Annotated in this window: 12 protein-coding genes; 2 read left to right on the top strand and 10 right to left on the bottom strand. The window is 69.6% G+C overall.

The window, feature by feature from the left end:
* Window positions 1–80: 80 nt before the first annotated feature.
* The 10 genes from ACSION_RS01975 to ACSION_RS02020 all read right to left on the bottom strand — a co-directional run bounded on the left by ACSION_RS01975 (window position 81) and on the right by ACSION_RS02020 (window position 13107).
* On the bottom strand, window positions 81–446 hold the full coding sequence (locus ACSION_RS01975; protein WP_296278752.1) for an I78 family peptidase inhibitor: 366 nt from the start codon (window positions 444–446) through the stop codon (window positions 81–83).
* A 58-nt stretch (window positions 447–504) separates the two neighbouring features.
* Window positions 505–2319, bottom strand: a complete 1815-nt coding sequence (locus ACSION_RS01980) for a carboxypeptidase regulatory-like domain-containing protein (protein ID WP_435304623.1) — start codon at window positions 2317–2319, stop codon at window positions 505–507.
* Window positions 2316–4484 carry a hypothetical protein gene (locus ACSION_RS01985; RefSeq protein WP_435304624.1) on the bottom strand — a complete coding sequence of 723 codons (2169 nt, stop codon included), beginning with the start codon at window positions 4482–4484 and terminating at the stop codon, window positions 2316–2318. Before ACSION_RS01985 ends, ACSION_RS01980 begins: the two co-directional genes overlap by 4 nt.
* The gene (locus tag ACSION_RS01990; protein WP_435304625.1) at window positions 4481–5635 is read right to left on the bottom strand and encodes a BatA domain-containing protein; all 1155 of its coding nucleotides are present in this window, start codon (window positions 5633–5635) and stop codon (window positions 4481–4483) included. The genes ACSION_RS01985 and ACSION_RS01990 overlap by 4 nt, the downstream gene beginning before the upstream one ends.
* A complete protein-coding gene (locus ACSION_RS01995) occupies window positions 5632–6522 on the bottom strand; it encodes a DUF58 domain-containing protein (protein ID WP_435304626.1) in 891 nt (296 codons plus the stop codon). The genes ACSION_RS01990 and ACSION_RS01995 overlap by 4 nt, the downstream gene beginning before the upstream one ends.
* Before the next feature lie 10 nt (window positions 6523–6532).
* A complete protein-coding gene (locus tag ACSION_RS02000; RefSeq protein ID WP_056879898.1) occupies window positions 6533–7528 on the bottom strand; it encodes an AAA family ATPase in 996 nt (331 codons plus the stop codon).
* A 21-nt stretch (window positions 7529–7549) separates the two neighbouring features.
* Complete coding sequence (locus ACSION_RS02005; RefSeq protein WP_435304627.1) at window positions 7550–8260, bottom strand: DUF4159 domain-containing protein; 711 nt, start codon at window positions 8258–8260, stop codon at window positions 7550–7552.
* A gap of 46 nt (window positions 8261–8306) precedes the next feature.
* Window positions 8307–9641 (bottom strand): TldD/PmbA family protein, encoded by a 1335-nt coding sequence (locus ACSION_RS02010; protein ID WP_435304628.1) that lies wholly within the window; start codon window positions 9639–9641, stop codon window positions 8307–8309.
* Between the two features lie 23 nt (window positions 9642–9664).
* Window positions 9665–11299, bottom strand: coding sequence for a TldD/PmbA family protein (locus ACSION_RS02015; protein ID WP_435304629.1), 1635 nt, complete (start codon window positions 11297–11299; stop codon window positions 9665–9667).
* A gap of 179 nt (window positions 11300–11478) precedes the next feature.
* Window positions 11479–13107 (bottom strand): TldD/PmbA family protein, encoded by a 1629-nt coding sequence (locus tag ACSION_RS02020; RefSeq protein ID WP_435304630.1) that lies wholly within the window; start codon window positions 13105–13107, stop codon window positions 11479–11481.
* A gap of 125 nt (window positions 13108–13232) precedes the next feature.
* On the opposite strand from ACSION_RS02020, the gene ACSION_RS02025 reads away from it, so the two are divergent.
* Both ACSION_RS02025 and ACSION_RS02030 read left to right on the top strand, forming a co-directional pair.
* Window positions 13233–14066, top strand: coding sequence for an NYN domain-containing protein (locus ACSION_RS02025; RefSeq protein WP_435304631.1), 834 nt, complete (start codon window positions 13233–13235; stop codon window positions 14064–14066).
* Window positions 14066–14665, top strand: a complete 600-nt coding sequence (locus tag ACSION_RS02030) for a DUF938 domain-containing protein (protein ID WP_435304632.1) — start codon at window positions 14066–14068, stop codon at window positions 14663–14665. Before ACSION_RS02025 ends, ACSION_RS02030 begins: the two co-directional genes overlap by 1 nt.

Consider the following 14665-nt stretch of genomic DNA (forward strand, 5'->3'; position numbering starts at 1 on the left):
AAAACCGTGTCCGCCGGACAACAAAAAACCGCCCGCGTCGCCGCGGGCGGTTCGTCGTCCGATGGACGTGGCGCGAAGCGTCAGCCGCAGTTGACCGAGGTCGCCGCGCCCTTCTCGTCGAGGATGATGTTCAGGCGGTTCGGATTGAAGTCCATCGTCGCGGCGTCGCCCGGCTTCAGCGCGCGCACGGCGTCGGACTTGCTGTCGGCCTTGGCCTGTTCGATGTCGGCCTCGCTCGCGGTCTTGCCGATGATCCACTGCGCCTGGGTGTCGTCGCAGCTGCCGGCGAGTTCGGCCGGCGCAGGCTCGGCGGCGGGCGGCGTGGCCGCTTCGCTGGCCGCGGCCTGGGACTGTTCGGCGGCGGCGGTCTGTTCATCGGCTTCGGGCGAAGAGCAAGCGGCCAGCGAAAGGGTCAACAGCAGGGCGGGAATCGCCGTTCGGATCATGCGTAACTCCGGAGGGTGAGATGGAAGGAAGGATTACGCACCGGACATTCGAGAGTCGTTAACCGGCCGGTGCGCGCCTGCGTTCGAGCCACCATAGCAGCGCGCTGGCGGAAAGCCAGGCGAGGAACCACGGCCAGGCGGGCCCGCGAACGCCTTCCATGGCCGATGGCGATGCCACCACTGCGCTCGCGGCGCCTGTGCGCGAGCGTGTCTGCGCCTGGAGCTCGGCGCGATGCAGCGACGGCGCATCGTCTTCGGCGCGGACGAAGAATGGCGTCGCGGCGTCGCCCACCCTCAGCTGATGCCAGCCCGCGCTTCGCGGCCAGAAGCCTGCGCAGCGCGCGCTGCCGGTGGCGGGATCACGCACTACCTGCGTCGTGATGCCGTCGGGCGCGACGATCCGTGCGTCGTCTGCGATGCCGCACAGCGCCACGCGCTCACCCACGCGCGCGCCGTCGGGCGCCGCGGCAATGGCCCGTGCGCCCGCGCGTGCCAGCGTGGCGAACGCCTGCGACCACAGCGCGGCGTGCACGTCGGCGTGGCCCGCCAGCACCAGCGTGTAGGTATCGGCCGGCGTCCACACGCCGACCCGGCCGCGCCCCATCGCGTGCCACCACGCGGCCGGTGCGCCGGCCGCGTCCCGCAGCAGTGCGACATCGTCACCCGCAGGCATCCGCACCGCCCGCCGCGTGAGGATGGGCAGGCCGCCCGGCACGGCGTCGGCATCCACCGGCAGGTCCGCCGTGCCCGCGCCGCGTCGTGCGCGCCAGGCGTCGTCGTCCGGCGCGGGACGAGACAGGCGGAACTCGGACTCGTCGTTGCCGACGGCCGGCACGCCCAGCAGGCGTTGCACGGGCAGGGAGATCGGTCCGTCGGCGCGCACCAGCACGCCCAGTCCGTCGCGCACGGCCGCGCCGAGCGCCGCACGTTGCGCTTCGCCGAGTCCCGCGGCAGTGCGCGCATCCAGCACCAGCAGGTCGAAACGGCGCAGCGTTTCGGCGTTCATCGGCAACGGAGCGTCGCCGAGCTGCATGCCGCCGCCCAGGCTGACCTGCAGGTGCAGCGGGATGCCCACGTCCGTCGCCCAGCGACGCAGGTATTTGCCCTCGGCATGGGGCGCACCGGCGAGCACCCACACGCGGGGCGGCGTCGAGGGCTGCGTCCAGACCGGCAGCGACGCGGCATCGGCCACGCTACCGCGCGCTTCCCGCACCTCCACCCGGAACAGCGCCGGGCCGGGCAGGCGGGCGACACCGGTGAGGCGGAAGCGACCCTGCTCGTCCACCGGCGCGGCGTCGATGCGCTGGCCTGCGGGGTCGAACAGCACCACCGTCGCCTTCGGCACGTCGTTCACGCGACCGCCGGAGATGAAGGTGTCGCCCGGCGCCACGACCCCTACCGGCGCGAGTTCGACGACACCGCGCGGCAAGGCGGTAGGCGAATACATGACGCGCCGGTCGCCGAGCGCATCCCGGTCGCGGGCTTCCAGTCCGTCGCCGATGACGTGCAGCGTGCCTGCGTCGGGGTGCCGACGCAGCGCGGTGCCCAGGTCCGGCACGCGCTCGCTGTCGTCGGAGGCTGCGGCCTCCGGCAGGGCGACGCGGGGCTGGCCCTGCAGCGCCGCGGGCAGGGCGACCTGTCCGGCGTTCGCGGTCATCACCACCAGCGTGCCGGGGGTCGATGCCTGCCGCGGCGGCAGCAGGGTGAAGTAGAGCAGCAGCGCGCAGACGGGTTGCAATGCGCACAGCAGCAGGAAGCGGGAGCGGGAGCCGCGCTCGTCCGTGGCAGCACCACGACGCCGCGCGATCAGTTGCGCCCAGGCGAGCAGCACGCCGAGCGCGAGCAGCCCGGCCAGCAGCCAGGGCAGGGTCATCGCGCGGGCTCCTGTTGCAGGGCATCGAGATAGCGGCGGCCGGCATCGTCCGGCGCGGTCCGACGTTGCACCTGTGCGGGCGGTTGCGGCGACGCCGACCACAGCAGCGCACGCAGGCGTGCACGGCAAGGCGCGCACGCCGTATCGCCGCGCACTTCATCGATGGCCGCGAACAGGTCCAGCGCATCCGGCACGCGCGCTTCGTTCGTGCGCAGCCAGGTGTGCAGCGCGTCCAGGTCCGCGCCATCCGCCGGCGCGCGATCGTTGGCCAGGGCGCGCCATGCGCGCGCGGGGGCCGCGTCGACGTCGTCGGGCGTCGGGGCGAGCGGGCCGAGCGCGCGGGAGCCGATGCCCTTGCGATCGCCGCCCATCCGGCGCGTCTCGTCGATCGGCGGCAGCTCCGGTCCCACGCGGGCCAGGTAGATGCGCGTCGCCTGCTGCACCTGCTTGATGTACTCCAGCGCCTTGTACGCGAACGGCAGTGCGCGGTCCGGCTGTCCCTGGCGCAAGTGAAGTTCCGATTGCCACATCTGGTCCAGCGCCTTCTTCAGCGTGGCGCGCGTGTCGGGGTCGAGCAGCGTCGCGGCTTCCGCGTGGTCGTGCGTGTGGCCGTAGGCTTCCAGCACGTCGGCTTCGCGACCGAAGCTGGCGCCGCTCGCCGACGTCGCATGGTCGTGATCGTCCTGCGCGGCGGCCGGGGTTCCGGCGTGATCGTGTCCGTCGTCGTCCGCGTGGTCGTCGTCGGTGTCGCTGGTCGGCGGTGGTTGCGGCTCGCCTTCGGCTTCCTCGCCGAGGAACTGGCCGTAGCGCAGGCGCAGGATGCGCTGGTCCACGCCGATCACATCCGAGCGCGTGACGAACGTGTCCGCCGCCAGGCCGCGTTTCTGCTTCTGCAGTGCTTCGGCGTCGATGATGATCTGGCGCTGGCTGCGGAAGTAGGCGGGCATCACCTTCTTCACCAGTCCTTCCAGGCCCGTGCTTTCCTCGCCCAGGTCAGCCGGCCAGCGCAGGATCAGGCCGGGGCTCTGCGCGGTCTGCGGCGTCGGCGCGCGCGTGTCGCGCACGGTGAGCTGTGCGATCAGGTCATCGCCCACGGCCATGCCGAGCGCCTTCAGGTCCAGCGAGGCGGCGAACCGGCGCGCGGTCGCGGGGCCGGTGCCGTGCAGCGTCATCGCCTGTTCCTTGAACGCGATGTTCTCGCCGCTGCCTTGCGCGAGCGTCAGCTTCAAGGTGGCCGTCGCGGCCACGCCGTAGTCGTCGCGCGCTTCGAAGGCGAGCGCCCAGCGCGTCTGTCCGACCGCCACCAGGCTGAGGCCGCGGTCGGGCGCCAGCACCTTCACCTGCGGCGCGCGATCGGGAATGGCATCCAGCCGCCGGAGTTTCGACGGCGGTTGCGCCTCGGTGCCGGCGGCCACCACGCGGTACAGCGTGGATTTCGCGAGGCGATGCGTCGCTCGCCAGGTGTCGCGGTCGCGCTGCAGCGCGATGCGCTGGCCGTCGTGGAACACCAGATCCGCGCGGGTCGGTTGCGGTTCGAAGCGCAGCGTCCAGGCGAGTCGCGAGCCGACGGGGGCTTTCGCATCGAGCGTGGCTTCGTCGCGCGCTGGCTGCCCCGTGTAGGACGGCGGCGCGACGTGCAAGCGTTGGCCGACCAGGCGCGGGACGCCGGGAACGACCGGTGTTTCTTCGTCCGCAGGCGCGAGCATGCTGGCCATCGGTGCGCGCGCCGGCCACAACGCCGACACGGCGATCACCAGGCCGGCCACCAGCCACATCGCCACGACGCGCGGCCAAGGCCACGGCGTGCGCAGGTCCGGTGCCGGCTGGCTGCGCAGCCGTTCGCGGACGCGCGCTTGCTGCAGCTGTTGCAGCGGCGTCAGCGAAGCGGGTGGTGCCAGCAGCAGATCGCTGCTGTCGTCGAGGTCCTTGCGGCGCGCATCCAACTGGCGCACCAGCCAGGCGGTGTCGAACGCGCGTGCGCGTCGCCAAGCCAGCGCGGCGAGTACCGCGATCCCGCCCAGCGCGACGGCCACGGCGAGCATGGGCGATGCGAAGCGCCACAACACACCGGCGAGCGCGACAGGAATCGGTGCTCCCAACATCAGTTGGCCGAGCGTCGCATGGCGACGGACCTGGGCGAGACGATCGAAGGCCGACAACGTCATGGCGCCACGCTCCGCGTGCGCCGCGTGGCCATCCAGCGCTCCACCAGCACCAACACCGCGATCAGCAGCGCGAGCCAGGGTTGCAGGTCGCGTGGTGCGACGGGATAGGCCGCGCCACCGCGCGTCGGCGCGTAGTCCGTCGCGAGCACGCGCGCGGGCGCGTTGGCGGGACCGTCGAACAGGGCGCGCAGGCGGTGCGGGAAATCGGCGTCGAGCAGCGCCGGCATCGCGTCGGGCCGCAGCGCACGGGTGAAGCGCATCACCCGGCCCCGGCCGAGCACGGCACTTTCGACCAGGGGCGCACCTTCGGCGTCGCGCCAGGCCGTCGACGACATCGCAATGCCGTCCACTGTCGTTTCATGGGCGAGCAAGGCGACGCCGCCGGCCGAGATCCATTGCATGACCGGCGCGGGCACCGGTCCGCGCGCCAGCCACACCAGCGGCTGCGACGGCGGAGGCAACGGCGCGTCGGTGGTCCCGATCTGCACGGCCGTCGCGCTGTTCGGCTGCCACGCCCGTGCGGCGGCGCGCAGGTAGCGCAGCGCATGTTCGTCACCCACAGGGTGGCGGATCGCCCATGCAGGCGATGGCGAGGCCTTCGCCGACGATGCCGGCATCGCGCCGTCGACGACCCTCCAGGTCACCGCACGCGACAGCGCGGGCCTCTCGGCATCCGCACCCTGCAAGGTTGCAGGCACGATCACCGTCAACGCGACGCCGGGAGGCAGTTCGGCATCGAGTTGCCGCAGCAGGCTGCCGATGGCCGGCGTACCGGCAGGCATCGGCGCATCCAGCGACGGGAAGCCCGGCGCCAGCCAGTGCAGCCGCATGCGCGCATCGGCGCTCGTACGTGCGAAGCCTGCATCCACGCCGGGCACGGCGACCGTCCACGGCCGCGTATCGTCCAGGCCCGACAGCACCGGCCGGGCCAGCCACAGCACGAGCAATGCGAGCAGCAGCAGGCGCAGCAACAGCAACGGCCATTCGTCGAAGCGGATGCGGTGGCGCGGCTTCGGCTTCTGCCGCAGCCATCGAAGCGCGGCGAAATCGGTCGGCGTCTGCTCGTGCCGGCGCGCGAGATGCAGCAGCAGCGGCAGCAGCAACGCCGCGAACGCGGCCAGGCCGGCCGGCAGCAGGAACGCCAGGCTCATGCGTACTCCGCCGCGTCACGCGCGCCGAACAGCCGGCGCAGCGGCAGGTCCAGCGGCTGGTCGGTGTAGTGGCGGGCGTGGCGGATGCCGGCCGCGTCCAGGCGCGCATCAAGCACGCCCTGCGCATCCGCGAAGCGGCGCAGGTAGTCCGCGCGCAGGGCCGCCGCATCGCCCAGCAGCTCCTCGCCGGTTTCCGGATCGCGGAAGCGATGGCCACCGGTGTAGGAGAAATCGCGTTCTTCCGCGGTCAGCAGCTGGATGGCCAGCACCTCGCGCCGCGCGGCGGCGAGCCGTTCCACCAGCGCGGGCATCGCGTCGTCGAACCAGTCGCTCAGCACCAGCACCAGGTCGCCGGCGGCGATGCGTTCGAACACCGGGCCCAGCCGTTCCTGCGCAGGAAACGCGCCGTCCGCACGCAGGCCATGCAGCGCGAGCAGCAGCTGGTCGCGCTGGCGCGCGCCGTTCCCGGGCGCGACCAGGCGCACGCCATCGCCGTGCAGCACGAGCAGGCCGAAGCGGTCGCCCTGGCGCAGCGCGAGTTCGGCGACGCAGGCCGCGAGGCTGCGCGCAGCGTCGAAACGCGTACCGCGCGCGCCGTCGCGTTGCGCCATCGAGGCGGTCGCGTCGAGCACGATCCACACCGTCAGCGGACTCTCGCGTTCGGCTTCGCGCACGAAGAAGCGGTCCGAGCGCGCGTACAGCTTCCAGTCGATCTGGCGCAGCTCGTCGCCCGGCTCGTAAGCGCGGTACTGCGCGAACTCCAGGCCGGCGCCGCGGCTGCGGCTGTGGTGCACGCCGATCCCCTGCGCACCGATCGCACGGCGCGCGGTCAGCCGCAGGTCCTTCAACCGGCTGCGGACGTCGGCGGGGATCAGGTCGTGCGCCATGGGCGGTCGATCAGGCGGCGAGAGGCACGCCGCGCAGCAGCGCAGCGATCACGTCGTCCGCGCTGACCTGTTCGGCCTCGGCGGCGAACGACAGCAGCAGGCGGTGGCGCATCACCGGCTTCGCCAGCGCGACGATGTCCTCGCGCGTGGCCGCCAGGCGGCCGTGCAGCAAGGCGCGGGCCTTCGCGGCCAGCACCAGCGACTGGCCGGCGCGCGGACCGGCGCCCCAGCGCACGTACTTGCGGATCTCCTCCGGCACGCCATCGCCAGGACGGCTGGCGCGGACGAGCTTGGTGATCCAGCGCAGCAGATCCTCGCTGACATGCACGTCGCGCACATGTTTCTGCAGCGCGAGGACGGCCTCACCTTCCATCACGCGCGGCACCGCGCCGCCGGCGCGGCCGGTGGTCTGCGCGAGGATGTCGTGTTCTTCCTGCTCGGTGGGGTAGTCCACGCGGATGTGCAGCAGGAAACGGTCCAGCTGCGCTTCCGGCAGCGGATAGGTGCCGGCCTGTTCGAGCGGATTCTGCGTGGCCAGCACGAAGAACGGCGACGGCAGCGCATGCGTGGTACCGGCATAGCTGACCGTGCGTTCCTGCATCGCCTCCAGCAGCGCGGCCTGGGTCTTAGGCGGCGTGCGGTTGAGTTCGTCGGCGAGCAGCAGGTTGGTGAAGATCGGGCCGGGCTGGAAGCGGAAATGGCGATGGCCCGTGCCGTGGTCTTCCTCCAGCAGCTCGGTGCCGAGGATGTCGCTGGGCATCAGGTCCGGGGTGAACTGCACACGACGGAACTGCAGATGCAGGGCCTCGCCCAGCGAGCGCACCAGCAGCGTCTTGCCCAGCCCGGGCACGCCTTCGAGCAGGCAGTGGCCGCCGGCAAGCAGGCCGATCAGCAACTGCTCCACCACGTCCTGCTGGCCGACGATGGCCTGGCCGATGGCGGCGCGGAGTTCGCCCAGCGTGGCAAGTTGCTGCTGGAGGTCGGATTCGGTGATGGATGCGTTCATGGGGGTCCGGGAAGAAGTGCGTCAGGTGGTCAGCGCGTAGATCACGAGGTTGACCGCGAACTTGGTGTTGTCCTCGGCCAGGAAGCGCTTGTTGCGCCAGTCGTAGTCCCACTCGCAGCCGTAGTCCTTGTTGCTGTAGAGCACGCCGAGGCGGCCGTTGATCTCGATGCCCTGGAGGTACTCGTGCACCAGGTCGTCGCCCCAGCCGTTGAGCTCGAAGCTGGTGGCCGGCGGGCCATCGAACTTGAAGAACGAAGAATAGATCGCGTGCGTGTTCGGCAGCTTCTTCATCGCCTTCGCGCCGAAGATCGACGCCATCTGCGCCTCGAACGACTTGGCGAACAGGCCGTCGATGTCGTGGTTGCAGTCGTCGACGAACACGAAGCCGCCGTTGCGCACGTAGCGCTCGAAGTGGCGGCGCTCCACCGGGTTGAACTCCACCAGCTTGTGCCCGGCCAGGTAGCAGAACGGGGCGGCGAGCATACGCGGGTCGGACAGCGCCAGTACGTGTTCCTTCGGGTCCACGCGCATCGTGGTGTAGTCGATCAGCGAGGTGATCAGGTTGGACGGCATGCGCGCATCCACGTCCCAGTCGCCGGAGTCGTACTTCAGCCGGGTGAAATGGAAATCGTAGTGGCCGGCCGCGCGTGCGCTCCGCGTCGGCCCGGCCAGCATGGCGCCAGCCAGGCCGCCGGTGAGCAGGCGGAGGAACTGCGCGCGCGTGAGGTTCATGGGGGGTGCCCTCCCGGCGTGCGGGAGGGCGGTTCCTCAAGGGCGCTTAGACGGCGTCCGACAGCGAGGTGAAGGTGAAGTCGCGCAGCTTCATCGGCGGGATCATCATCACGAAGCTGGACTCGTCGCCGGCCACGCGCACCGGCTTGCCCAGTTCTTCGATGTTGTTGAGCATGATCACCGGCGACTCGTTGAAGCGGAAGTTCTTCACCGGGTGCTTGATCTGCCCGTTCTCGATGTAGAACGTGCCGTCGCGGGTCAGGCCGGTCAGCAGCACGGTCTGCGGATCGACCATGCGGATGTACCAGGTGCGCGTGACCAGGATGCCCTTCTGCGTGCCGGCGACCAGTTCGGCCGTGGACTTGGTGCCGCCGGCCACCAGCAGGTTGCCGGGGGAGCCGATCGCGCGCTTGCCCTGTTTCTGCGCCCAGAAGCGCGAGTACTCCAGGTTGGCGATCTTGCCATTCTCGACGATGGCCATCTTCTCGCGCGGCAGGCCTTCGCCGTCCCACGGCATCACTTCCGCGCCCGGGTGCCACGGGTCGGCGCTGATGTTCACGCGCGGGTCGTAGACCTGCTCGCCCAGCTTGTTGCCGCCGCCCTTCTTGGACAGGAAGCTGCGGCCTTCGTCGGCCTGGCGCGCGTCGAAGAAGTTCATCATGAAGGAGATCAGGCCCGCGGCCGCGGCCGGTTCCAGGATCACCGTGTACTTGCCCGGCTCCAGCGCCTTCGCTTCGGCCGATTCGCTGGCCTTGCGCATCGCGGTGCGGATGTCGCTATCGGCCTTGAACGCGTTCGCATCCTTCAGGTTGCGGCCGACCCAGCCGGAACCACGGCCGTCCTCGGTGCGCACCGTGCAGGTGTAGTTGAACGCGGTCGCGCGCTGGTAGCCGAAGTTGCCCTTGCTGTTGGCGAAGGCGACGAAGCTCTGTCCGTCTTCGAGGAAGCCGGCGGCGATCAGCTTCTCCGCCTTGCAGGGGCCGATCGAATCGGCGGCGACCTGGGCGCGGAACTCCGGCGTGATGGCGGCGGTGGATTCGCTGAAGGTGGGGCTGGCTTTGTAGGTCTGCTTCTCGACGGCCGGCATGAACTCGGGGTTCTCCGGCGCCAGGCGGGCGAGGTCTTCGGCGCGGCGGACCACGCGCTCCAGCGCGGCGTCGTCGAACTCGTTGATCGTCGCGATGCCCACGCGCTTGCCGAACGCCACCTGCACGCCAAGGTCGGTGTTGCTGACGATGCCGCTGGTGGAGACGTTGTTAAGCGCGAAACGGATGTTGCCGTCGACGGAGCCGGTGAGGGACGCGGTGCATTCGTCGGCGGTGGACAGCGCGATAACCTTTTCCAGGATGGCCTTGGCCTGCGCTTCGGTGAGGATGCTCATGTTCTAGGGTCTCCTTGCGCCGGTCAGCCGAGCGAGCGGGCGGTGTTGATGACGTTGATGCCGTTGAAGCGCGCGGTGGACGACCCGTGCGAAACCGCGGACACCTGGCCGGGCTGGCCCTTGCCGTCGAAGAACGAACCACCCAGGCGGTAGTCGCTTTCGTCGCAGACGGCGGCGCAGGCGTTCCAGAATTCCGGCGTGCGGATCTGGTAGGCCACGTCCTCGATCTGCTGGGTGATCTTGCCGTTCTTGATTTCGTAGAAGAGCTGGCCGCCGAACTGCGCGTTGTAGCGCTGCTGGTCGATCGAGAACGAGCCGTCGCCGATGATGTAGATGCCGTTCTCGACGTTCTTCACCATGTCGGCCACGGACAGCTTGGCCTTGCCGGCGGACAGCGACACGTTGGCCATGCGCTGGAACTGCACGCTGCTCCACGAGTCGGCGTAGCAGCAGCCGTCGGATTCGGTCTTGCCCAGGATGTGGGCCTGGTCGCGGATGGTCTGGTAGTCGACCAGCTTGCCGGCGCTCACCAGGTCCCAGCGCTTGGTCTTCACGCCTTCGTCGTCGTAGCCGACCGCGCCCAGGCTGCCGGGCTGGGTCTTGTCGGCGAACAGGTTGACCAGCTCGCTGCCGTACTGGAAGCGCTGCTCGCGCTTGTCCAGCGTGGCGAAGCTGGTGCCGGCGTAGTTGGCTTCGTAACCGAGCACGCGGTCCAGCTCGAGCGGATGGCCGACCGATTCGTGGATGGTCAGCCAGGTGTGCGAGGGGTCCAGCACCAGGTCGTACTTGCCCGGCTTCACCGACGGCGCGGTCAGCTTCGCGCGCGCCTGCTTGGCCGCCGCGATGGCGTCTTCCTTCATGTCGTAGGACAGGCCGTAGTTGATCACGCCGTTCGGCGTGGCGAACTTCTGGCCGGCGTCGCCATCGAGGTATTCGTAGCCCATGCCCATCGGCGAGGACAGGCCGTCGCGGGTGCGGAACTTGCCGCTGGCCTTGTCGATGGCGGTGACCGTCATCGGCACCCAGATACGGTGGACGTCCTGGTCGATGAAGGAACCGTCGGTGCTGGCGAAATACTTCTGCTCGTTGACCAGGAACATCATCGAGTTGACGAAGTCCGCGCCGGCGTTGATCGCCGCGGCGTTGACGCCCAGCAGCAGGTCGACCTTGTCCTTGATCGGCACGTCCATCGCGTTCTTCTTGATCGGCGTCTTCCACGACACCTCGCCGAAGCCCGGCGCCTTGGCCAGCTGCACCGGCGCGGTCTGGGTCTTGCTGTTGGCCTTGGCGATGGCGGCGGCCTGGCGCGCGGCGGCGGCCACGCCCTCGGCGGTCAGCGTGTTGGTGGCGGCGAAGCCCCAGGCGCCGTTGGCGATCACGCGGATGCCGGCGCCGGTGGACTCGGTGTTCACCACGTTCTGCACCTTGTCCTCGCGGGTGATCACGAACTGGCGCAGGTAGCGCCCGATGCGCACGTCGCAGTAGGTCGCGCCAGCCTGCTTGGCCGCGGCGAGCGCGGCATCGGCGAGGCGCTTCTTGAAGGCGACGTCGAGGGTGGACTGGAGTTGCTCGGCGGCGATCGCCTTGCCGAGGAAGGACGGCACCATCAGGCCGCCCAGGCTGAGGCCGGTCATGGCCAGGAAGTCACGACGTTGCAAGGCAATTCTCCACCGGTTGGGCCTGCCGGGCGGCAGGCGGGGCACTGCGACGGGAGCATTCCGGCCTGCGCCTTCACCACCGCGCAGGTCGTCCCGGATTCTTGCGCCCGCGTGCAGACAGCGTCAAATGACTTTCGGCATACACACGGTGTCGCGATGCCCGGATCGACGCCTTCGCATCACCCCAGGCTGCGCGCCGTGTTGATGATGTTGATGCCGTTGAAGCGCGTGGTGGCCGACCCGTGCGACACGGCCGATACCTGGCTGGGCTGGCCCTTGCCGTCGAAGAACGAACCGCCGAGGCGGAAATCGCGCGCGTCGCAGATTGCCGTGCAGGCGTTCCAGAACTCCGGCGTACGGATCTGGTAGGCCGCGTCCTCGACCTGGCGCGTCACCTGGCCGTCCTTGATCTCGAAGTAGAGCTGCCCGCCGAACTGCGCGTTGTAGCGCTGCTGGTCGATCGAGTACGAGCCGCGGCCGTGGATGTACAGCCCGTTCTCCACGTCCTTCACCATCTCGGCCACCGTCAGCGGCGTCTTGCCCGGTGCCAGCGACACGTTGGCCATGCGCTGGAACTGCACGCTGCTCCAGGAGTCGGCGTAGCTGCAGCCGTGCGACGCATCCTCGCCCAAGATATGCACCTCGTCGCGCGTGGCCTGGTAATTGACCAGCACGCCGTCCTTCACCAGGTCCCAGCGGCGCGTCTTCACGCCTTCGTCGTCGTAGCCCACCGCACCGAGGCTGCGCGGCTCGGTCTTGTCAGCGGTGAAATTGACGATCGGACTGCCCCATTGGAAGCGCTGCTCGCGCTTGTCCAGCGTGGCGAAGCTGGTGCCGGCGTAGTTGGCTTCGTACCCCAGCACGCGGTCCAGCTCCAGCGGATGGCCGACGTTCTCGTGGATGGTCAGGAACAGGTTGGACGGGTCCAGCACCAGGTCGTACTTGCCGGGCTTCACCGAGGGCGCGGTCAGCTTGGTCCGCGCCTGCTTTGCCGCGGCCACGATGTCCTCGCGCAGGTCGTACGACGCGCCATAGGCCACCACGCCGCCCGGCAGCGCAAATTTGTCGGCCGGATTCGCATCCAGGTACTCGTAGCCCATGCCCATCGGGGCAGAGAGCCCATCACGCGTCTTGAACTTGCCGGTCGCCTTGTCCACCACCGTCACCGTGAAGGGCACCCAGATGCGGTGCACGTCCTGGTCGATCCAGGATCCGTCGGTGCTGGCGAAATACTTCTGTTCGTTGATCACGAACATGCGCGATGCGGCGAAGCTGGCGCCAGCGGCGAGCGCGGTGGCGTTCGCGTCCAGCAGCAGCTCCACCTTCTCCTTCACCGGGACCGCCATCGCGTTCTTCACGATCGGCGTGCGCCAGGCCACTTCGCCCGCACCCTGCAACGGCGCCAGCTGCACGGGCTTGCCCTGGATGCGCGCATTCGCGCGGGCGATCGCCACGGCCTGGCGCGCGGCAGCGGCCACGCCATCGGGTGTCTGGTCGTTCGTCGCCGCGAAGCCCCACGCGCCCTGCGCGATCACGCGCACGCCGATGCCAGAGGATTCGGTATTCACCACGTTCTGCACCTTGTCCTCGCGGGTGATCAACGACTGCCGCAGGTAGCGGCCGACGCGCACGTCGCAGTAGCTCGCGCCCGCCGCGGTCGCGGCCGACAGCGCGGCTTCGGCCAGGCGCTTCTTCTTCGCCACGTTGCCGGGCTCCAGCAGCGCTTCGGCCGCGATGACGCGCGTGCCGGGCAGGGTGAGCCCGGCGAAGGCCAGGCCGCCGAGGGTCAGGAAGTCGCGTCGCTGCATGCGCGTGTCCGGAGGAAGGGAGCACCGGACTGTCGTCGGCGTGTCGCGTAGCGTCAAGTGACGCCGGTCATGGCCGGGTGACGTGGTGCACAATGCGGACCATCCCCCTGCAGGAGTCGGCGCGCATGAAGCCCCGCCCGGTCGCCAAGCCCGAGAACGACGACGAACAACCGCGCCTCGCGGTGCTGATCGATGCCGACAACGCCCAGCCGGCCGTCATCGAAGGCTTGCTCGCCGAAGTGGCGAAGTACGGCGTGGCCAGCGTGAAGCGCATCTACGGCGACTTCACCAGCACGCGCATGACCCAGTGGAAGCAGGCGCTGCTGAAGCATTCGATCAACCCGGTGCAGCAGTTCGCCTACACCAGCGGCAAGAACGCCACCGACAGCTCGCTGATCATCGATGCGATGGACCTGATGTACACCCGGCGCTTCGACGGCGTGTGCCTGGTCTCCAGCGACAGCGACTTCACCCGCCTGGCCCAGCGACTGCGCGAGGAAGGCCTGACGGTGTACGGCTTCGGCGAACGCAAGACGCCGGATGCGTTCGTGCAGGCCTGCGACAAGTTCATCTACGTCGAAGTCCTGCGCAGCGAGGTGTCTGCGCCGCCGCCCCCGCCGCCGGCGAAACCCGCGAAGAAAGCGGCCAAGCCCGCGGCGAAGAAGCCGGCCGCACAGGCCGAGCCCACCGCGGCGCCGGTCGTGGAGCAGGGCAAGCACGAATCGCTGCCGCTGCGGCTGATCCGACAGGCCATCGAGGAGGCCAGCGACGACCAGGGTTGGGCCTTCCTCGGCAGCGTGGGCAGCTACCTCAACAAGGTGCGCCCGGATTTCGACACGCGCCTGTACGGCCACAAGAAGCTCAGCGACCTGTTGAAGGCGCACCCGCGCCACTTCATCGTGGAAGAGCGGGCGGGCGACAATGGGCTGAAGCGCGTCTACGTGCGCTCGGCGGCCTGATGCCGGCCGACAAGCCCGTCGCTCCGTCGTGCGAACGCAACCAGGGCCCGATCCTGGAGGTGCTGCAGCGGCATTTCGACGGTACGCACCACGTGCTCGAAGTCGGGAGCGGCACGGGCCAGCATGCCGTGCACTTCGCCGCGGCGATGCCGGGCGTGTCCTGGCAGGCCAGTGACCGTGCGGACTATCTCCCCGGCATCGCCCTCTGGCTCGACGAGGCCGCACTGGCGAACACGCCACCGGCGATCGAGCTCGATGTCGACGGCCGATGGCCGGATGCGAGGTTCGACGCGGTCTTTACCGCCAACAGCCTGCACATCATGGGCTGGCCGCAGGTGGAGGCGTTCTTCGCCGGTGTCGGCGCGGTGCTGGAACCGGGTGGCCTGCTGGTGGTGTACGGCCCCTTCAACGTCGGCGGCGAATTCACCAGCTTGAGCAATCGTGCGTTCGAGCAATGGCTGAAGGACCGCGATCCTGTCTCCGGCATCCGCGACATCGAGGCGGTCGACGCACTGGCGCGCGGCATCGGCCTGGTGCGGGTGGAAGACAACGCGATGCCGGCCAACAATCGCTGCATCGTCTGGCAACGGACCGCCTGA

The organism is Pseudoxanthomonas sp. LjRoot125 (genome assembly GCF_964252705.1).
Lineage (GTDB): Bacteria > Pseudomonadota > Gammaproteobacteria > Xanthomonadales > Xanthomonadaceae > Pseudoxanthomonas_A.

Bases quoted from the DNA above. Each gene is read 5' to 3' on its own strand.
- ACSION_RS01975 (WP_296278752.1), bottom strand. From the start codon at position 446: ATGATCCGAACGGCGATTCCCGCCCTGCTGTTGACCCTTTCGCTGGCC.
- ACSION_RS01980 (WP_435304623.1), bottom strand. From the start codon at position 2,319: ATGACCCTGCCCTGGCTGCTGGCCGGGCTGCTCGCGCTCGGCGTGCTG.
- ACSION_RS01985 (WP_435304624.1), bottom strand. From the start codon at position 4,484: ATGACGTTGTCGGCCTTCGATCGTCTCGCCCAGGTCCGTCGCCATGCG.
- ACSION_RS01990 (WP_435304625.1), bottom strand. From the start codon at position 5,635: ATGAGCCTGGCGTTCCTGCTGCCGGCCGGCCTGGCCGCGTTCGCGGCG.
- ACSION_RS01995 (WP_435304626.1), bottom strand. From the start codon at position 6,522: ATGGCGCACGACCTGATCCCCGCCGACGTCCGCAGCCGGTTGAAGGAC.
- ACSION_RS02000 (WP_056879898.1), bottom strand. From the start codon at position 7,528: ATGAACGCATCCATCACCGAATCCGACCTCCAGCAGCAACTTGCCACG.
- ACSION_RS02005 (WP_435304627.1), bottom strand. From the start codon at position 8,260: ATGAACCTCACGCGCGCGCAGTTCCTCCGCCTGCTCACCGGCGGCCTG.
- ACSION_RS02010 (WP_435304628.1), bottom strand. From the start codon at position 9,641: ATGAGCATCCTCACCGAAGCGCAGGCCAAGGCCATCCTGGAAAAGGTT.
- ACSION_RS02020 (WP_435304630.1), bottom strand. From the start codon at position 13,107: ATGCAGCGACGCGACTTCCTGACCCTCGGCGGCCTGGCCTTCGCCGGG.
- ACSION_RS02025 (WP_435304631.1), top strand. From the start codon at position 13,233: ATGAAGCCCCGCCCGGTCGCCAAGCCCGAGAACGACGACGAACAACCG.
- ACSION_RS02030 (WP_435304632.1), top strand. From the start codon at position 14,066: ATGCCGGCCGACAAGCCCGTCGCTCCGTCGTGCGAACGCAACCAGGGC.